Source organism: Mesorhizobium sp. M1182 (assembly GCF_040318335.1).
Classification (GTDB): domain Bacteria; phylum Pseudomonadota; class Alphaproteobacteria; order Rhizobiales; family Rhizobiaceae; genus Mesorhizobium.
In genome coordinates this window covers 129,822-148,022 of the sequence record NZ_JAMYMD010000012.1, presented here as the reverse complement: position 1 = coordinate 148,022, position 18,201 = coordinate 129,822, and the positions used below count along the sequence as shown (strand labels likewise).

The 18,201-nt window shown below is 61.9% G+C and carries 18 protein-coding genes; 9 read left to right on the top strand and 9 right to left on the bottom strand.

All coding sequences use genetic code 11. From position 1 onward, the window contains the following. Positions 1–43 precede the first annotated feature (43 nt). The 6 genes from rbfA (at position 44) to NKH33_RS16990 (ending at position 6,779) form a co-directional block, all read left to right on the top strand. Complete coding sequence (gene rbfA, locus NKH33_RS17015; RefSeq protein WP_352470068.1) at positions 44–469, top strand: 30S ribosome-binding factor RbfA; 426 nt, start codon at positions 44–46, stop codon at positions 467–469. Beyond that, positions 469–1,422, top strand: coding sequence for a tRNA pseudouridine(55) synthase TruB (gene truB, locus NKH33_RS17010; protein WP_352920681.1), 954 nt, complete (start codon positions 469–471; stop codon positions 1,420–1,422). Before rbfA ends, truB begins: the two co-directional genes overlap by 1 nt. 141 nt (positions 1,423–1,563) lie before the next feature. Then, positions 1,564–2,658, top strand: coding sequence for a magnesium/cobalt transporter CorA (corA, locus tag NKH33_RS17005; protein WP_352920679.1), 1,095 nt, complete (start codon positions 1,564–1,566; stop codon positions 2,656–2,658). 140 nt (positions 2,659–2,798) lie between these two features. Then, positions 2,799–3,110: a 30S ribosomal protein S15 gene (gene rpsO / locus NKH33_RS17000; RefSeq protein ID WP_280940423.1), complete on the top strand. Its 312-nt coding sequence runs from the start codon at positions 2,799–2,801 to the stop codon at positions 3,108–3,110. A gap of 418 nt (positions 3,111–3,528) precedes the next feature. Beyond that, entirely contained in the window at positions 3,529–5,676 is a 2,148-nt protein-coding gene (pnp, locus tag NKH33_RS16995; RefSeq protein WP_352681230.1) for a polyribonucleotide nucleotidyltransferase, read from the top strand. A gap of 89 nt (positions 5,677–5,765) precedes the next feature. After that, entirely contained in the window at positions 5,766–6,779 is a 1,014-nt protein-coding gene (locus tag NKH33_RS16990) for a class I SAM-dependent methyltransferase (protein ID WP_352920676.1), read from the top strand. Positions 6,780–6,815: 36 nt separating this feature from the next. On the opposite strand, the gene fabI is transcribed toward NKH33_RS16990, so the two are convergent. The 3 genes from fabI to fabA all read right to left on the bottom strand — a co-directional run bounded on the left by fabI (position 6,816) and on the right by fabA (position 9,501). Next, positions 6,816–7,628: an enoyl-ACP reductase FabI gene (gene fabI, locus NKH33_RS16985; protein WP_023676910.1), complete on the bottom strand. Its 813-nt coding sequence runs from the start codon at positions 7,626–7,628 to the stop codon at positions 6,816–6,818. Positions 7,629–7,641: 13 nt separating this feature from the next. After that, positions 7,642–8,862 (bottom strand): beta-ketoacyl-ACP synthase I, encoded by a 1,221-nt coding sequence (gene fabB / locus NKH33_RS16980; protein ID WP_352920674.1) that lies wholly within the window; start codon positions 8,860–8,862, stop codon positions 7,642–7,644. A gap of 120 nt (positions 8,863–8,982) precedes the next feature. Then, positions 8,983–9,501: a 3-hydroxyacyl-[acyl-carrier-protein] dehydratase FabA gene (gene fabA / locus NKH33_RS16975; RefSeq protein ID WP_023676912.1), complete on the bottom strand. Its 519-nt coding sequence runs from the start codon at positions 9,499–9,501 to the stop codon at positions 8,983–8,985. Between the two features lie 240 nt (positions 9,502–9,741). Here fabA and irrA point away from each other — a divergent pair, with 240 nt between their 5' ends. Beyond that, on the top strand, positions 9,742–10,173 hold the full coding sequence (gene irrA / locus NKH33_RS16970) for an iron response transcriptional regulator IrrA (protein ID WP_023676913.1): 432 nt from the start codon (positions 9,742–9,744) through the stop codon (positions 10,171–10,173). Positions 10,174–10,183: 10 nt separating this feature from the next. After that, positions 10,184–10,543, top strand: a complete 360-nt coding sequence (locus NKH33_RS16965; RefSeq protein ID WP_352680480.1) for a DUF4260 domain-containing protein — start codon at positions 10,184–10,186, stop codon at positions 10,541–10,543. An 80-nt stretch (positions 10,544–10,623) separates the two neighbouring features. Here NKH33_RS16965 and NKH33_RS16960 read toward each other — a convergent pair whose 3' ends face one another. Then, the gene (locus tag NKH33_RS16960; RefSeq protein WP_023676915.1) at positions 10,624–11,181 is read right to left on the bottom strand and encodes an SH3 domain-containing protein; all 558 of its coding nucleotides are present in this window, start codon (positions 11,179–11,181) and stop codon (positions 10,624–10,626) included. Between the two features lie 156 nt (positions 11,182–11,337). On the opposite strand from NKH33_RS16960, the gene NKH33_RS16955 reads away from it, so the two are divergent. Beyond that, on the top strand, positions 11,338–12,339 hold the full coding sequence (locus NKH33_RS16955) for a 2-hydroxyacid dehydrogenase (RefSeq protein ID WP_352455122.1): 1,002 nt from the start codon (positions 11,338–11,340) through the stop codon (positions 12,337–12,339). A gap of 64 nt (positions 12,340–12,403) precedes the next feature. Here the strand turns inward: NKH33_RS16955 and NKH33_RS16950 are convergent, their stop codons facing one another. The 5 genes from NKH33_RS16950 to dnaA form a co-directional block, all read right to left on the bottom strand. After that, complete coding sequence (locus NKH33_RS16950; protein ID WP_352744423.1) at positions 12,404–12,892, bottom strand: GNAT family N-acetyltransferase; 489 nt, start codon at positions 12,890–12,892, stop codon at positions 12,404–12,406. Beyond that, entirely contained in the window at positions 12,889–13,650 is a 762-nt protein-coding gene (locus tag NKH33_RS16945; RefSeq protein WP_352920671.1) for a molybdopterin-synthase adenylyltransferase MoeB, read from the bottom strand. Before NKH33_RS16945 ends, NKH33_RS16950 begins: the two co-directional genes overlap by 4 nt. 76 nt (positions 13,651–13,726) lie before the next feature. Next, positions 13,727–14,875, bottom strand: coding sequence for a DNA replication/repair protein RecF (gene recF, locus NKH33_RS16940; protein WP_352455124.1), 1,149 nt, complete (start codon positions 14,873–14,875; stop codon positions 13,727–13,729). A 26-nt stretch (positions 14,876–14,901) separates the two neighbouring features. Beyond that, positions 14,902–16,020: a DNA polymerase III subunit beta gene (dnaN, locus tag NKH33_RS16935; RefSeq protein WP_023676920.1), complete on the bottom strand. Its 1,119-nt coding sequence runs from the start codon at positions 16,018–16,020 to the stop codon at positions 14,902–14,904. 208 nt (positions 16,021–16,228) lie between these two features. Further along, a complete protein-coding gene (dnaA, locus tag NKH33_RS16930) occupies positions 16,229–17,776 on the bottom strand; it encodes a chromosomal replication initiator protein DnaA (protein WP_031211816.1) in 1,548 nt (515 codons plus the stop codon). Between the last annotated feature and the right edge of the window lie 425 nt (positions 17,777–18,201).

Sequence of the window (18,201 nt, the reverse complement as noted above, 5' to 3'; positions counted from 1 at the left end):
GCGGTCCTATCCCGCGCCCCACGATTTCAGGATAGAGAAAAAAATGCCCCGTTCAATCACATCAGGCCCATCCCAGCGCATGCTTCGCGTCGGCGAGCAGGTGCGCCATGCCCTGTCGGAAACCTTGCAACGTGGCGAGATCCTCGATCCGTTGATCGAGAATGCCGTGGTGTCGGTCTCGGAAGTGCGCATGTCGCCCGATCTCAAGATCGCCACCGCCTTCGTCTCGCCGCTCGGCGCCAAGGATGCCGGCGTGGTGGTCGAAGCGCTCAACAAGCATGCGAAGTTCGTCCGCGGCCGTGTCTCCGGCGCGCTGCGGCAGATGAAGTACATGCCGGAATTCCGCTTCCGGCTCGACACCAGCTACGACAATTTCCAGAAGATCAACGAATTGCTGCACTCGCCCGAAGTGGCGCGCGATCTCAGCGCCGACGACAAAGACAAAGACGACCGGAAGGACAGCGAATAGTGGCGCGTCGCGGCAAGAAGAAGGGCCGGCCGATCTCGGGCTGGCTGGTACTGGACAAGCCGGTCGGCATGGGCTCGACTGAAGCCGTCTCCAAGATCAAATGGCTGTTCCAGGCGGAAAAGGCCGGCCATGCCGGCACGCTCGACCCGCTGGCGTCCGGCATGCTGCCGATCGCGCTCGGCGAAGCGACCAAGACCGTGCCATACGTCCAGGACGGCGCCAAGGTCTACCGCTTCACGGTTGCCTGGGGCGAGGAGCGTTCGACCGACGACCTCGAAGGCCCGGCGACCAAAAGCTCGGACCGCCTTCCGGCGGAATCCGAAGTTCTGGCGCTGCTTTCGAAATATACCGGCGTGATCATGCAGACACCGCCGCAATTCTCGGCGATCAAGATCGCCGGCGAGCGCGCCTACGACCTTGCCCGCGATGGCGAGACGATCGACATTCCGGCACGCGAGGTCGAGATCGGCCGGCTCGATCTGGTCGAGCACATGGCCGATCGCACCATCTTCGAGGTCGAATGCGGCAAGGGCACCTATGTCCGCTCGCTGGCGCGCGACATGGGCCGCGACCTTGGCTGCTTCGGTCACATCGCCGAGCTGCGGCGGGTCGAGGTCGAGCCGTTCACGCAGGAAGATTTCGTTACCCTGGCCGAGCTGGAAGCCGCCCGCTTCGGCGAGCAGGGCGAGCCGCAAGCAGCAGACGCGCCGATCGACTTCGATGCCATCGATGCACTTCTGGTCGACACCGCCGCGGCGCTCGAATGCCTGCCGCAGGTCGCGATCAGCGATGATGCGGCAACCAAAATCCGCCTCGGCAATCCGGTCATCATTCGCGGCCGTGACGCGCCGGTAGAAGCGGAGGAGGCCTGCGCCACCGCGCGCGGCAAGCTGGTCGCCATCGGCGCCATCGAGCAAGGCATGTTCAAGCCAAAGCGGGTCTTTGTCGGGTAACAGCTGTCGCCCGGCGCATGATCTCCAAACCGGATTCTATTTTGGGAAAGGATCATGCGCTAAATCAACAGGCCTACGGCGTCGTTTGCCGTCCGAAAGGATGCGCTGTAGTGCCGTTCGACGCTGCACTCGAGGGGGCACATGGCAAAGGCTGACACGGTCAACAAACGAGCGGCGCTCAAAATACGGAGGCCGCCGGTCGGGGCTTCGCCCGGCACGCTGATCGCCGACCCGGCGGCACGCCGTTCCGAGCTCAGGCTGACATTGATCTCGCCCGAAAAGTTCAAGACCATCGACAATGCCAGCATCGACGACGTCAACACCCATTGCCACAATTGGCCGGTTATCTGGCTCGATTGCACAGGCCTCGCCAACATCCAGCTGATCGAGGAGATCGGCCGGATCTTCAACCTGCATCCGTTGGCGCTGGAAGATGTCGTCAACACCGGCCAGCGGCCGAAGGTGGATTTCTTCGAGGACCATGCCTTTGTCGTCGTCAGGATGATCGACGATGTCACCGCGCATCGCTACGAACAGATCGCCGTCTTCTTCGGCAGGAACTTCGTCGTCACCTTCCAGGAGCGCGAAGGCGACCCGTTCGATCCCGTGCGCAAGCGGATCGCAAGCTCGGTGCCCAACCGCTTGCGCTCGCGCGGCGCCGACTATCTCGCCTATGCTTTGATCGACGCCATCGTCGACAGCTATTTCCCGCCGATCGAGGCTGCCGGCGAATTGGTCGACAGCATTGAGGATCAAATGCTGAACCAGGCGCACAAGCATCAGATGCGGCAGCTTCACGAATTGCGGCGCGATGCCAATGTGCTGAAGGGCGTGCTTTGGCCGATGCGCGACGCGCTGGCGACCATGATCCGCAATGACGTCTCTTATGTGAAGGCCGAAACCAAGATATTTCTGAACGACACGCTCGATCATTCGCTGCGATTGATCGAACTGGTCGAAACCCAGCGCGACATGCTGACCGGCCTGATCGAGATGCACTTGTCGCTCAGCCAGGCGCGCACCAACGACGTCATCAGCTATCTGACGATCGTCTCGGTGATCTTCATGCCGCTTACCTTTCTCGTCGGCGTATGGGGCATGAATTTCGACCCCGACACCTCGCCCTGGAACATGCCGGAGCTGAAGGCCTATTACGGCTATCCGCTGTCGCTCGCCTTCATGGCGCTTGTGGCGGTCGGGCTCTTTGCGTACTTCAAATGGAAGAAATGGCTCTGACTAGGCGGAAGTGCCCGTTTATGCAGCAAAAAGCCGGCTTGTGAATTAGGCTGGCCTTTTTGTCGGAATTGCACTATATGCGCCGCAGCCTCGCGCTTTGACGCGTTGCTTGCACCGGCCCCTGCTGGACGACATCCCGGCTGAGGGCGTCCCGTTTCCTCAAACAGACAAGGAAAAACACGATGTCGATTACTGCCGAACGCAAGAAGGAATTGATGGGCGAATTCGCTACCGCCAAAGGCGATACCGGGTCTCCGGAAGTCCAGGTGGCCATCCTTTCGGAGCGCATCAAGAACCTGACCGACCATTTCAAGGACCACAAGAAGGATAACCATTCCCGCCGTGGTCTGCTCGCTCTCGTTTCCCAGCGCCGCAGCCTGCTTGATTATCTCAAGCGCAAGGACGACGCGCGCTATCAGACGCTGATCGAGAAGCTCGGTCTGCGCCGTTGACGAATTGACCGGCGGGTTCTTTCGAGAGCCCGCCGGTCGCGCATTGGAGCATCGGGTCATCCAAGGCTCCATGAAGGAAGTAGGAAGGAACTAGAGCGCCGCGCATCGGTTTGGATGCGCAAAGGACGCTCTGAAGTTTAGATTTGCGCAGGATATTTTCCGAAAACCTGGTTTTCGGGTTCACGCGCAAGGCCACTCGGATCGATTGGCCAACCCGGTTTCGAAACAGCAGAGGGCCGCTCGAAACCGCCCATGGACGGTCATGGGGCAGGATTGCAGGACGCTCGTGCGGCACCGCGCCGAATAAACCGAGCCTCCCGTTGTCTTGCCCGTGGCTGCCCGAGAAAGGAAGCCAAGGGAAAGGGGCATCCGCGCACGCTGAAACGGCGCGGCCCTTTCCGCATATGAAGGACAAGACATGTTCAATTACCACAAAGTGGAAATCGAATGGGGCGGCCGTCCGCTCATTCTCGAAACCGGCAAGATCGCACGTCAGGCTGACGGCGCGGTGCTGGCCACCTATGGCGAAACCAAGGTTCTCGCCACCGTCGTCTCGATGAAAGAGCCGAAGCCCGGCCTCGACTTCTTTCCGCTGACGGTCAACTACCAGGAAAAGACTTACGCCGCCGGCAAGATCCCGGGTGGCTATTTCAAGCGGGAAGGCCGTCCGAGCGAGAAGGAAACGCTGGTTTCCCGCCTGATCGACCGCCCGATCCGCCCGCTCTTCGCCGAAGGCTACAAGAACGACACCCAGATCGTCGTCACCGTCGTCCAGCACGATCTCGAAAATGACCCGGACATCCTGTCGATCGTCGCCACCTCCGCCGCCCTGACCTTGTCCGGCGTGCCGTTCATGGGCCCGGTTGGCGGCGCCCGCGTCGGCTACATCAACGGCGAATATGTGCTCAACCCGCATGTCGACGAGATGCAGGAATCGAAGCTCGACCTGGTCGTCGCCGGCACCGCCGACGCCGTGCTGATGGTCGAGTCCGAAGCCAAGGAACTCGGCGAGGACCTTATGCTTGGTGCCGTCATGTTCGGCCACAGGGGCTTCCAGCCGGTGATCGACGCGATCATCAAGCTGGCTGAAGTCGCGGCCAAGGACCCGCGCGACTTCACCGCGCCGGACTATTCCGCACTTGAAGCCGAGATGCTCAAGATCGTCGAAGGCGAGCTTCGCGACGCCTACAAGATCACCGACAAGCAGAAGCGCTATGCCGCCGTCGACGCCGTCAAGGCGAAGGTCAAGGCCGCGTTCGCGCCGGCAGAAGGCGAAGAAGCCAAATACACGTCCGAACAGATCGGCACCGTGTTCAAGGAGCTCCAGGCCAAGGTCGTGCGCTGGAACATCCTCGACACCGGCTCGCGCATCGACGGCCGCGACCTGAAGACGGTCCGCAAGATCGTCTCGGAAGTCGGCGTCCTGCCGCGCACGCACGGCTCGGCGCTGTTCACTCGCGGCGAGACCCAGGCGCTGGTCGTCGCCACGCTCGGCACCGGCGAGGACGAGCAGTATGTCGATTCGTTGACCGGCATGTACAAGGAGAAGTTCCTCCTGCACTACAACTTCCCTCCCTATTCGGTCGGTGAAACCGGCCGCATGGGTTCGCCGGGCCGCCGCGAAATCGGCCATGGCAAGCTCGCCTGGCGCGCCATCCGGCCGATGCTGCCGACCGCCGACCAGTTCCCCTATACGTTGCGCGTCGTTTCGGAGATCACCGAGTCCAACGGCTCGTCGTCGATGGCTACCGTCTGCGGCACCTCGCTGGCTCTGATGGACGCGGGCGTGCCGCTTGCCAAGCCGGTCGCCGGCATTGCGATGGGCCTGATCAAGGAAGGCGAGCGCTTCGCCGTGCTCTCCGACATCCTTGGCGACGAGGACCACCTCGGCGACATGGACTTCAAGGTTGCCGGCACCGCCTACGGCATCACCTCGCTGCAGATGGACATCAAGATCGAGGGCATCACCGAGGAGATCATGAAGATCGCCCTCGACCAGGCCAAGGATGGCCGTCAGTACATTCTCGGCGAAATGGCCCACGCGCTGTCCGGCGCACGTGCCGAGCTCGGCGAGTTCGCGCCGCGCATCGAGGTCATGCACATCCCGACCGACAAGATCCGCGACGTGATCGGCTCGGGCGGCAAGGTCATCCGCGAGATCGTCGAAAAGACCGGCGCCAAGATCAACATCGAGGACGACGGCACCGTCAAGATCGCCTCGGCCAATGCCAAGGAGATCGAGGCGGCGAAGAAGTGGATACACACCATCGTCGCCGAGCCGGAAGTCGGTGAAATCTACGAAGGCACGGTCGTCAAGACCGCCGACTTCGGCGCTTTCGTCAATTTCTTCGGTCCGCGTGACGGCCTCGTCCACATCTCGCAACTCGCCAATGACCGCGTCGCCAAGACCTCCGATGTGGTCAAGGAAGGCGACAAGGTCTGGGTCAAGCTGATGGGTTTCGACGAGCGCGGCAAGGTCCGCCTGTCGATGAAGGTCGTCGACCAGGCCACCGGCAAGGAAATCGTGCGCGACAAGAAGAGCGAAGGCGAAGAAAACGCCGCCTAAGCTGATCTAACTATGCAATCGAAGCGGGCGCGCCGGAAGGTCGCGCCCGTTTGCGTTTCAACAACAGCCTTGCAGTTCAAGAGTGGTGAATGTCCGCCGAGCCGCTGAAAACGCTTTTCCATCCGTTCGAGGCCGGTGCTGTCTCCCTGCCACGAAAGGATGAACGCATACTCTTTCTCGGTGCCGAGCCCGGCTTTCGCTTGCCCGAAAGTTTTGATGCCAAGCTTCATCTTGTCCAAGGCTTCAGGCCGCACTTTCGCGCCTTGCAGGCGTCCGGCTTCGCGGTCACGCCGCAGGTCGAAGGCGAGGCTTTCGACGCGGCATTTGTGCTCGCTGGCCGCCATCGCGGCCAAAACGAGTTGCGCGTTGCCGAAGCGGTCGAACGCGCAGCACCAGGCGGGTTGATCGTCGTCGCCGGCAGCAAGGACGATGGAATCGCCAGCCTGCGCAAGCATGTCGGCGCCCTTGTGCCGCTCGAAGGCCACCTGCCGAAGCATCACGGCATTGCCTTCTGGTTTCGCCGGCCGGCCGATACCGTTGCCGCGGCAACGCTTCGCGCCGCCAATCCGGACTTGGTGGTCGAGGACCGCTTCCGCACGGCCCCAGGCATGTTTTCCTTCGACAAGATCGATGCCGGATCGAAGCTGCTGGTCGAAAATCTGCCCAACGATCTGCGTGGCAGCGTTGCGGATTTCTGTGCCGGTTGGGGCTATGTCGCCGCCGAAGTCGCCGCCCGCTCACCCGGCATATCGGCGCTTGACCTTTACGAAGCGGATTTCGAGGCGCTGGAGGCGGCCAAGGCCAATGTCGGCAACACAGGCGTGGAGCCACATTTCTTCTGGATAGATCTTTTGAGCGAACCGGTCGAGCGCCGCTACGACGTGGTCGTCATGAACCCGCCCTTTCACCGCAGCCGGGCGACTGAGCCGGAAATCGGTGCCGGCATGATCCGCGCGGCAGGCAAGGCGCTGAAGCCCGGCGGCCGGCTGTTCATGGTGGCAAACCGTCAGCTTCCCTACGAACCGGTGCTGGCGGCCGCCTTCTCCAGCCATGCGGAGCTCGCTCGCGACGGCATGTTCAAGGTCTTATCGGCGCGACGCTGAAATCCTGCGGGGCAAGCCGGCGATACGTCGCTCGCGCTATTCCCGCCCGCCGTCGGTCTGCTTCAATTCGTCAAGCGTCGGCATGGAAACGATGTGATAGCCGGAATCGACATAGTGGATTTCGCCGGTGACGCCGGAGGACAGGTCGGACAGCAAATAGAGCGCGGAGCCGCCGACTTCGTCGATCGTCACTGTACGGCGTAGCGGCGAGTTGCGCTGCTGGTAGGAGAACATGTGGCGTGCGTCGGAAATCCCGGCGCCCGCAAGCGTCCGTACCGGTCCCGCCGATATGCCGTTCACCCTGATGCCGCGCGGGCCGTAGTCGTTGGCGAGATAGCGGACGCTGGCCTCCAGCCCCGCCTTAGCGACACCCATAACGTTGTAGTTCGGCATGACACGGACCGAGCCGGCATAGGTCAGCGTGATCATCGAACCGCTATCCTTCATCAATGTGGCGGCGTGACGGGCGATCTCGGTGAAGGAGTAGCAGGAGATCACCATGGTGCGGATGAAGTTGTCGCGGCTCGTGTCGGCGTAGAGGCCTTTCAGCTCGTTCTTGTCGGAAAAGCCGATGGCATGGACGACGAAATCCAGCCCGCCCCACGCCTTCCCCAAAGTCTCGAAAGTCGCGGCGACCGACACGCTGTCCTCGACGTCGCAAGGCACCACCAGGGATGCGCCCAATTTCTCGGCGAGCGGCTTGACCCGGCGCCCGAAGGCCTCGCCCTGATAGGTGAAGGCGAGGTCCGCGCCATGTTCGGACAGTTTGCGGGCGATACCCCAGGCGATCGAATGATCGTTGGCAACACCCATGACAAGCCCGCGCTTGCCCTTCATCAATCCGTCCATGGTCGGCAAATCCTTATGCGGAATAGCGCTGGAAAATCAGCGTTGCGTTGGTGCCACCGAAACCGAACGAATTGGACAAAACGGTGTCGATCCTTGCATCGTCGATGCGCTTGCGCACGATCGGCATGCCCTCGAATTCCGGATCGAGGTTCTCAATGTGGGCGCTCTCGCCGATGAAGCCGCCTTGCATCATCAGGATCGAGTAGATCGATTCCTGCACGCCGGCGGCGCCCAGAGAATGGCCGGTTAGCGATTTGGTCGACGTGATGAAAGGCATCTTCTCGCCGAACACCTCGCGGATGGCGCCCATTTCCTTGGAGTCGCCGACCGGCGTCGAGGTGCCGTGCGTATTGATGTAGTCGACCGGCGAGGACACCGTTGCGAGCGCCTGCTTCATGCAGCGCGTCGCGCCTTCGCCCGATGGCGCCACCATGTCGTAGCCGTCCGATGTAGCGCCATAGCCGACGATCTCGGCATAGATCTTGGCGCCGCGTGCCTTGGCATGCCCGAGCTCTTCAAGAATCAGCACGCCGGCGCCGCCGGCAATGACGAAACCGTCGCGATCGACGTCGTAGGCGCGTGAGGCGACCGACGCCCTGTCGTTGAACTTGGACGACATGGCGCCCATGGCATCGAAGAGATCCGACATCGTCCAGTCGAGATCCTCATGGCCGCCGGCGAAGACGATGTCCTGCTTGCCCCACTGAATCAGCTCGTAGCCATTGCCGATGCAATGCGCAGACGTCGAGCAGGCCGATGAGATCGAATAGTTGACGCCGTGGATCTTGAACCAGGTGGCAAGCGTCGCCGACGCGGTCGACGACATCGCTTTTGGCACCGCGAACGGCCCGATCCGCTTGGGGCTGCCGTTTTTGATCGTGGTCTCGGCCGCCTCGACGATTGCACGGGTCGACGGTCCGCCGGAGCCCATCACGATACCGGTGCGCTCATTGGTGATGTCGGCCTCGTCGAGGCCGGCGTCTGCGATCGCCTGGTCCATTGCGACATGGTTCCAGGCAGCACCCTGCGACAGGAAGCGCATGGCGCGACGGTCGATCATGCCCGATGGGTCCAGCGTCGGCGCACCCCACACCCGGCAACGGAAGCCATGCTCGGCGAAAGAGTCGGAGAAGCTGATGCCGGATCTGGCATCGTGCAGCGAGGTCTGCACCTCGTTGGCATTGTTGCCTATCGACGACACGATGCCGAGACCTGTGACTACGACCCGTCTCATTCGCAACTCCTTCCAGCGGACCCCGAACCTGAAATCAATTTCCGGAATGGAACCATGCGCAAAATTAAAGTGCTACAGCGTTCATCAGACGTCCAAGACGTCGTACTGCAGGGTCTTCGTTCAGACGGCGGCCGATTGCTTGGACAGACCGACCTTCAGATCCGTTGCCGCGTATATGGGCTCGCCATCTGCCTTCAGCCAGCCATCGGCGATGCCAAGCACAAGCCGACCGCGCATCACGCGCTTGAAGTCGACGCCATACTCCACCTTCTTGACCGAAGGCGTGACCATGCCTTTGAACCTCACCTCACCGGTCGACAGCGCCATCCCCTTGCCGGGTTCACCGAGCCATCCGAGATAGAACCCCGTCAACTGCCACATGGCGTCCAGGCCCAGGCATCCTGGCATGATCGGATTACCGATGAAATGGCAGGCGAAAAACCACAAATCCGGCTTGATATCGAATTCCGCGCGGATGAAACCCTTGTCGAACGCACCACCGGTCTCGCTGATCTCGGTGATGCGGTCGAACATCAGCATCGGCGGATAGGGCAGCTGCGCATTTCCCGGTCCGAACAGCTCGCCGCGGGCGCAGGCAAGCAATTCCTCGTAACCGTAGCTGGATTTCGAACCCGCCATCAATCTCGTCCCCGTGATCGTCCCGGGCGATAGGCGCCCTTGTCGGTGGTTTCCTAACACAATCTGTTTCAGGCCGGAAACCGGCGCTTGCGCTTAACCTGCCCGTCTGCCCGGGTCAATGCGCGCTATTGATCGCATTCGGTCGACAGAATATATGTCAGGACACGTCCAGTTTCGGCAGATGCTCAATTTCTGCCATTTTGGACCTGTCTGAGGCGGAACTGTGAGCGCGACGGATAGATGGATCTGGGTTGCCGGAAGGATAATGTCGCTGTGGACAAGCGGGTTCGCGAGGCCGGTCTGAGGCCGACACGCCAGCGCATCGCGCTGGCCGATCTGCTTTTCGCCAAGGGCGACCGCCATCTTTCGGCCGAGGAACTGCACGAGGAGGCGCTTGCCGCCGGGGTGCCGGTGTCTCTGGCCACCGTCTACAATGCTCTGCACCAGTTTACCCAGGCCGGTCTTCTGCGCATCCTTGCCGTCGAGGGATCGAAGACTTATTTCGACACCAACACCTCCGATCACCATCATTTCTATATCGAGGGCGAAAACAGGATCTTCGATATCGACAGCGGCCCGGTGACGGTTTCCAACCTGCCGGAACCGCCGGAGGGCATGGAGATCGCCAATGTCGATATCGTGGTGAGACTGCGTCCGAAACGCTGCGACTGACCGGCGCCTTATGAAATTCCTGGATTTGACGCTCCGGCTCGAATGGGTCGCTGTCGCGGTGGCGGCTCTTGTCTTCTATGCAATCGCCGGTGTTTCCTGGTGGCTGTTCGCCGTGCTCATTCTGGCGCCCGACCTGTCGATGCTGGGTTACATGGCCGGGCCGCGCGTCGGGGCGGTCGCCTACAACGCCTTGCACATACTGATCTTGCCCGTTCTGCTGGCGCTTGTCGGCAGCGTCTTTGACAATGCAATGGCGGTAGCTGTCGCGCTGATCTGGATCGCCCACATCGCCATCGACCGCGCTCTGGGCTATGGTTTGAAGCTGTCAAGCAGTTTCCAGGATACCCATCTCGGCCGCATCGGCCGCTAAACCATCCCCGAACCGAAGATCAGCGGAACAAATGCCGGATCCGGCGCTTGCAGCGCTGGCCCGACCTCCGGTTCGGAAAGTCAGTTCTTGACCTTTTCGCCGGGATAGGCACCCCAGACCAGCGACTGCGCGAGCCAGCCGGTATGGCCGTCGAAGGTCATTTCGCACCACTGGCCATCGCAGGACTTGATCGTGCCCATCACCCCCGGTTCGAGGATCGCGATGACGCCTGCATCTTTTGCCGGGTCGTCAAGGAGGTTGACGCGAGCGTCCTTGCCGCGCTGCCAGGGGGCGACGATCGCCGTGCGACGGCCCGAAAGCAGCGACTGATTGATCCAGCCCTCCGAGCCGTCGGCATCGCGCACACGGCGCCACGTATCGAACTCCTGGATGATCTCCATCGGCAGGCCTGGCTTCATATACATCCAGTCGACGGAATAATTGACGCCCGGCCCAACGCGCGAGTTGACGCGGCCGGATTTCAGGCTGACGAAGCGCGGCAGCGGCAAGCCGCTTGGTCCGAGCGTGACGCTCTGGGCGGGTGCGGCGGCACTTTGCGCCATCACCAGTGGGCTATGGATGAGAGCGCCGAGGAATGCTGCACTGAGGGTCAGGCGGAGCGACGCGAAACCAGACACTTTCGTTCCTTTCGGCGCCCGCCCATCGGCCTTCGCGCCCATTTTTCTTTGTCTTCGGCGGAACCGCTTGTTACATGGATGACGGTACCGCGATCGGCTCTCAGTTTCGCCGTTCTTGGTTAAAGAGGTCTCAACGAGATCGGGTTCGAGGAAACAATGACAGGCAAAAAGAAGCCCCTCGTCGTCATCACGCGCAAGTTGCCCGACGTAGTCGAGACCCGCATGCGCGAGTTGTTCGACGCCCGCTTGAATGTGGAGGACAGGCCGATGACGCAGCCGGAACTGGTGGCGGCGGTCAAGGAGGCCGACGTGCTGGTGCCGACTGTGACCGACAATATCGACGCGGCGCTGATTGCCCAGGCCGGCGACAACCTCAAGCTGATCGCCAACTTCGGTAATGGCGTCGACAAGATCGACGTTGCGGCAGCGGCCAAGAAAGGCATCACCGTCACCAACACGCCGAACGTGTTGACCGAAGATACGGCCGACATGACCATGGCGCTGATGCTGGCCGTACCGCGGCGGCTGGCCGAAGGCGCCAACGTGCTGACCGGCGATAAGAAATGGGCGGGCTGGTCGCCGACCTGGATGCTCGGCCGGCGCATTTGGGGCAAACGGCTCGGCATTGTCGGCATGGGTCGCATCGGCACCGCTGTCGCCAGGCGCGCCAAGGCGTTTGGCCTCTCGATCCACTACCACAACCGCCACCGCGTACTGCCGGCAATCGAGGACGAGTTGGAAGCGACGTATTGGGAAAGCCTTGACCAGATGCTCGCCCGCATGGACATTATCTCGGTCAATTGTCCATCGACACCGGCAACCTTCCACCTGCTTTCGGCACGGCGGCTGGCGCTTCTGCAACCGTCAGCTTACATAGTCAACACCGCGCGCGGCGATATCATCGATGAGGAATCGCTGGTCAAGCTCATCCATGACGGCAAGATCGCTGGCGCCGGCCTCGACGTCTACGAGCACGAGCCGGCGCTGAACAGCAAGCTGCTGAAGCTTGCCCACAAAGGCAAGGTCGTGCTGTTGCCGCATATGGGTTCGGCGACGCTCGAAGGCCGTGTCGACATGGGCGAGAAGGTGATCATCAATATCCGCGCCTTCTTCGATGGTCATCGCCCGCCCGACCGCGTGCTGCCGTTGAGGGCCTGACCTGCCGTCACGCCGGCACGGTCTTGCCGCGGCAACCGCGCGTTCGTCGTTGGATAGCTTTGGCTTACGAAAACGCCTTGCGCATGGTGATTGAGGTCGGCCGGTCGTAGCCCTTGTGCGCTGTCCGTTCGGTTTCACGAAAACCGAGGCGGGCAAAGGCTGCGTGATTTCCGGTCAGCTCGACCCGCGTCTGGAGCTCGATGGCGGTCCTGTTGTGGCTGCGGGCAAGATCTTCGACGGCCTGCATCAGCTGTTTTCCAATGCCTTGTCCCTGAAGAACCGGCTCGACCGCGAGCTTTCCAACATAGAGCTCGTCTGCGCGCTTCAGGATGAAGACGCAACCGACGATCTCGTTTTCCTTCAGCGCCAGGAATGCTGTTTCCTCCAGCGCTCTAGCCCTGAGATTTTCAACGGTGAGCCGATGCACCGAGGACGGCGGGTCAATAACCCCGTCCATAAAGGCGAAGGCGCGCATGACCAGCGCCAGCACCTCGTCCCAACGGTCGAAATCGGCCGCAAGCTGCACGATGGAAACGTCGGCAGGCAGGCTCACGGGCTGGTTCGCTTGTAGCGGATCGTGTCGAAGCGTGCCGCCAGCGCATCGTAGAGCAGCAGTCGTCCGACCAGCGGCTCGCCAATCCCGGTGATCAGCTTGATCGCTTCCATGGCTTGCAGCGTGCCGATGACCCCGGTCAGCGCGCCGACAATGCCGGCCACCGCGCAGGATGGCACCAGTCCCGGCGGCGGCGCCTCGGGAAAGAGATCGCGGTAGCTTGGGTTCAACTTGCCGTCCGGGCCGGTTTCGAATGGCTTCAGTACGGTGACCGAGCCGTCGAAGCGGCCAACGGCGGCATGCACGAGCGGCCGGCTTTCCGCGGCGCAGGCGTCGGCCACCGCGTAGCGTGTCTCGAAATTGTCGGAGCCGTCAACGATGATGTCATAACGGGCAATGAGGGTAGGGGCGTTGTCCACGGTCAGCCTGAAATTGTGCTCTTCCACGACGACGTTTGGATTGATGCGGATGATCGCCGCTCTGGCGCTGTCGGTTTTCGCCATGCCGACCATGTCCGTGGCGTGGATCACTTGTCGTTGCAGGTTGGAAAGCGAAACGATGTCGTCGTCGACGATACCGAGAGTGCCAATCCCTGCGGCGGCGAGATATTCGAGCACCGGCGCACCCAATCCGCCGGCGCCAATGACGAGCACCCGCGCCCGCTTCAGCCGCTGCTGGCCGGCGCCGCCGATCTCGGGCAGCACGATGTGGCGGGCGTAGCGTTCGAGCTCTTCATCGGTGAGGGCGGCTGTGATCATCGCCGGACCATATAGCGGAGGAAAAAGCTTGTCAGGTATCAATGCATGCCGCTCAGAAGTGCGCCATCAACCAAGTTCAAATGGTCGGCCTGACCGTGCCGTGATCGACGGTCAGGAATTGCGCGCGTCCCTTGAGGCTGTCAAACAACGCGGCATCGGTCCCGGTCATGAAGGCCTGGCAGTTTAGTTCCTCCAGGATCGAGAACAAGGCCGCCCGTCGACCGCCGTCGAGATGGGCGGCGATCTCGTCGAGCAGCAGGATCGGTGTCATGCCCGACATCTCGCCGGTTAGCCGCGCATGCGACAAGACAATGCCGACCAGCAGCGCCTTCTGCTCGCCGGTCGAACAGAGCTCGGCCGGCATCGCCTTGGGCCGGTGGCGCACCACGAGGTCGGAACGGTGCGGGCCGTCGAGCGTGCGTCCGGCGGTGCGGTCGCGGTCGCGCCCCTGGGCAAGCGCACGACGGAACCGTTCCTCTACGTCGACGGCCGGCAAAATACCGAGTTCGCCTTCCAGTTCGCCAGAGATGCCGATGTCGGCTTGCGGAAACGGTCCGTCGCCGGGCAGCCGGTCGATCATGGCGGCGAGCAGGCGCACCAGTTCGGCACGCGCCGCGGCAATCGCCACGCCGGTCTCGGCCATTTGCATCTCGATCGCATCGAACCAGGCACCGTCGCGTGAACCGTCGGCGAGCAGTCTGTTGCGGCCGCGCATTGCCTTTTCGTAGTCAAGCGCGCGCTGGCCGTGGCCAGGATCGATCGCCAGCACCAGCCGGTCTAGGAAGCGCCGGCGGTCGGCAGCCGGCCCGGGGAACAGGCCGTCCATGGCCGGTGTCAGCCAGACCACGCGCAGCCATTCCAGCATGTCTTCGGCTGAGCGTGCCGTCGCGCCGTTGATCCGCACCCGCCGGCCGGCTTCGCCGTCGCTGCCCGATATTCCGGTACCGATCTCGACCTGGCCTTCCGGCCCGTCAAGCCGGGCATGCAGCGCAAACCCACCGTCGCCGCCTTCGCGCGCCACCTCGGAATAGGGTGCGCGGCGCAGGCCGCGGCCCGGCGTGAGCAGCGAGATCGCTTCAAGCAGATTGGTCTTGCCGGCGCCATTGTCGCCGGAGAAAACGACAGCGCCGGGATCAAGGTCTATTGCCAACGCCGCATAGTTGCGGAAATTAGTAAGTGTGAGCTTACTTATGTGCGTCTGCTGCGGTTTTGCAGATCTGGTCACGACAGCAAGATGGCCCCGTTCGGGCCCTACACCCGCATCGGCATCAGCACGTAGAGCGCGGTCTCGTCGGCCATGTCGTGGATCAGCGTCGGGGAACCGGCATCCGCCAGCATGAACTTCGCCTCCGTGCCGGTCAGTTGCGCGGCAACGTCGAGCAGGTATTTGGCGTTGAAGCCGATTTCGATCGGATCGGACGAATAGTCGGCCGCCAGTTCCTCGGTGGCACTGCCCGAATCCGGGTTGTTGACCGCAAGCGTGACCTGCCCTTCGGCGATCGAAAGCTTCACCGCCCGGCCGCGTTCGGACGAAATGGTCGAAACGCGATCGACGGCAGCGGCGAAACTCTGGCGATCGATAATCAGCTTCTTGTCGTTGCCGGTCGGAATGACGCGCTGGTAGTCCGGGAAAGTGCCGTCGATCAGCTTGGAGGTCAAGATAACGCTGCCGATGGTGAAACGGATCTTGGTGTCGGACAACTCGGTAGTGACTGCAACATCGGGATCGTCGACCAGCTTTTGCAGCTCGCTGACCGTCTTTCGCGGGATTATGACGCCAGGCATGCCCTCAGAGCCTGCCGGCGCATCGATCTCGGCGCGCGCCAGCCGGTGGCCGTCGGTCGCGACAGAGCGCAGCTTCAGCTTGCCGCCGGCCTCGTGCGTGTGCAGATAAATGCCGTTCAGATAATAGCGCGTCTCCTCGGTCGAGATGGCGAACTGGGTCTTTTCGATGAGGCCCTTTAGTCCGACGGAATCGAGCCGGAAAATATGCGAGAACGACCCGGCTGAAAGCTCGGGAAAGTCGGACTGCGGCAGGCATTGCAGGCGGAAGCTCGAGCGCCCCGACGTCACCGTCATGGCGTTGCCGTCTTCGTCGGTCTTCAGCGCCACCTCCGCGCCGTCGGCAAGCTTGCGCACGATGTCGTAGAGCAGATGTGCCGGGACCGTCGTCGCCCCGCCACGTTCGACCTTTGCCGGCGTTGCTTCGGTCACCTCCAGGTCGAGGTCGGTCGCCTTCATTTCAAGGCTGGCCCCCTCGGCGCTGAGCAGCACGTTCGACAGGATCGGAATGGTATTGCGCCGCTCGACCACGCGGTGAACATGGTTGAGCGACTTCAGGAGATTTGACCGTTCCAGGATAACACGCATGACGAAACAGGCTCGCTTGAATGAATGAACGGGTCTCCGGCAAGCGGCGCCCCGCGAAAGGTCTGAACAGGCTCAGAATCTGCGTAAACTGACAGGAAAAACCCGGCAAACGCAAGCCCGCGCCACCGGTTCGGACCGGCTGCACGGGCTTTCCGGGGATAAAGGGGATAAAAAGGCCGGAGTCCGCGAGCCGGCGTTTTTCGGGCCGTCAGGCCTGGTCGTTGATCAGCCTTCTCAGCAATTCGAGTTCCTGCGCCAGTGTGTTGTCGGCACCGGAAAGATCCTCGATCTTGCGCACCGCATGCAGCACGGTCGTATGGTCACGACCGCCGAACCGCCGCCCGATCTCCGGCAGCGAGCGCGGCGTCATCACCTTCGACAGATACATGGCGACCTGCCGTGGCTTGACGATGGTGCGTGTGCGCCGGTTGGACAGAAGTTCGGTCTTCGACACGTTGTAGTGGCGCGCGACGATGCGCTGGATGTCCTCGATACGCACCCGCTTGGGTTCGCCCGAACGATAGATGTGGCCAAGGATCTCGTCGATGCGGTCGATGGTGATCTGCGGTTCGAAGGATTGGCGAAACAAAAGCTGGTTGAAGGCACCTTCGAGCTCGCGTCCGCTGCCGGTCACCGTGCGGGCGACGTGGTTGAGGATCTCTTCGGAAATATCGAGCGACGCATCGTCGAGCTTGGCGGTGGCAAGCCTGAGCTTGAGCATACCGATACGCATGGCGAAATCCGGGGCTGACATTTCCAGCGCGACGCCGCCGTTGAGGCGCGAGCGGACGCGTGGCTCCAGCGACTCCAATTCCGACGGCGGCCGGTCGGCAGCGACCACCACTTGCTTGGCGCTGTCGAGCAGCATGTTGATTAAATGGCAGAATTCGTGCTGGATCGACTTGCCCTGCAGGAACTGCATGTCGTCGATGATGAGGAGGTCGATGTCGCGCAGCTGTTCTTTCAGCGTCAGTGCGTTGTTGTCGCGGATCGCGGTGGCGAACCGCCACATGAAATACTCAGCCGTCAGATAGACGACCCGCGATTTCGGATTCTGCTTCAGCGATTCTGCGGCGATCGCCTGCAACAGGTGCGTTTTGCCCAGCCCGACCGTCGCGTGAAGAAAGAGCGGATTAAAACGCACCGCGCTCGACTGCGATTCCGCGACCGCCTTGGCGGCGGCAAAAGCCACTCGGTTCGATGGTCCTTCGATGAAGGAGGTGAAAGTATAGCGTGGATCGAGTGGCGAACCGAGAACATTGTGCCGGAACTCGGTTTCTGCGGGCATCCCCGGGCGGGGTACCGGGACCCGTTCGACCCTGCTGGGGCTCGCCGTGCCCGCAGAGAGCGCGGTTTGCGTCTGTCTGGTCATCTTGCGCGCCGGGGCCACTTCTGGCTCGACGCTGTTGCGGCCCTGCCGTGTGGCGGTGCGAACCACGATCTCGATCTTGAGGATCTCCGGATCCTCGTGCTTCCACAACTCGGTGATGAGATCGAGATAGTGGCCGTTGATCCATGAACGCAGGAATGCGGTTGGCACTGAGATGCGGACAATGCCCTTAGAGGATTCAGCGACCTTCATGCGCCCGAACCAGCTCGAATAGACCTCGGTTCCCAGACGCGCCTTCAACTGGGCCTTGACCCGATCGAACTTCTGTTCAGCTTCATTGGAAGCCGCCATGTCGTTCCTTCCGATTAACGTTCCAGGAAATGGGAGGTCGCCTGTAAGCTCCCTTTCGATGCCGCCGCTCTGCATGATCGAGTTCCTTGTCTCTTGTACCTGTTTTCCGCCGGGGATGCGCCTCCTGCATCCATGTTTCCGGCGACCGTGTCTTCGCTGCGACACCATCGCCGCCGCCGGGCTGATGAATCGCCTCGTTGTCGGTCCGGCGCCGAAGAGCCGATCCGCTTTGGTCATGTTAGGGCAACAAAATGCCGTCCGGCGAAAAACCGCCGGCGCACCGTCGACCTGCCATGTACAATTACGCCAGTCCCCTACCGTATCGAAAAGACAAACCAACCCCGTCCGCGGAGTTGAATCCGCGCTGTAAACTCTGCCAATTTGAGCTGGCCGGTTTCAGGCTGGTCAAGGGCCAAGGGCCCGTCCCTTCGATGGACAGACATTACCGAAATCGCTGTGGATAGGGCAAGGCCACCCCTAACGGATTTTTAAGGAATCTG

Coding starts and splice junctions, on each gene's coding strand:
- fabA (WP_023676912.1), bottom strand. CDS start 9,501: ATGGCGGGTTCGAAATCCAGCTACGGTTACGAGGAATTGCTTGCCTGC.
- dnaN (WP_023676920.1), bottom strand. CDS start 16,020: ATGCGTGTTATCCTGGAACGGTCAAATCTCCTGAAGTCGCTCAACCAT.
- NKH33_RS16990 (WP_352920676.1), top strand. CDS start 5,766: ATGTCCGCCGAGCCGCTGAAAACGCTTTTCCATCCGTTCGAGGCCGGT.
- fabB (WP_352920674.1), bottom strand. CDS start 8,862: ATGAGACGGGTCGTAGTCACAGGTCTCGGCATCGTGTCGTCGATAGGC.
- dnaA (WP_031211816.1), bottom strand. CDS start 17,776: ATGCAGAGCGGCGGCATCGAAAGGGAGCTTACAGGCGACCTCCCATTT.
- fabI (WP_023676910.1), bottom strand. CDS start 7,628: ATGGACGGATTGATGAAGGGCAAGCGCGGGCTTGTCATGGGTGTTGCC.
- rbfA (WP_352470068.1), top strand. CDS start 44: ATGCCCCGTTCAATCACATCAGGCCCATCCCAGCGCATGCTTCGCGTC.
- NKH33_RS16965 (WP_352680480.1), top strand. CDS start 10,184: ATGAAATTCCTGGATTTGACGCTCCGGCTCGAATGGGTCGCTGTCGCG.
- NKH33_RS16955 (WP_352455122.1), top strand. CDS start 11,338: ATGACAGGCAAAAAGAAGCCCCTCGTCGTCATCACGCGCAAGTTGCCC.
- irrA (WP_023676913.1), top strand. CDS start 9,742: ATGGATCTGGGTTGCCGGAAGGATAATGTCGCTGTGGACAAGCGGGTT.
- corA (WP_352920679.1), top strand. CDS start 1,564: ATGGCAAAGGCTGACACGGTCAACAAACGAGCGGCGCTCAAAATACGG.
- pnp (WP_352681230.1), top strand. CDS start 3,529: ATGTTCAATTACCACAAAGTGGAAATCGAATGGGGCGGCCGTCCGCTC.
- NKH33_RS16945 (WP_352920671.1), bottom strand. CDS start 13,650: ATGATCACAGCCGCCCTCACCGATGAAGAGCTCGAACGCTACGCCCGC.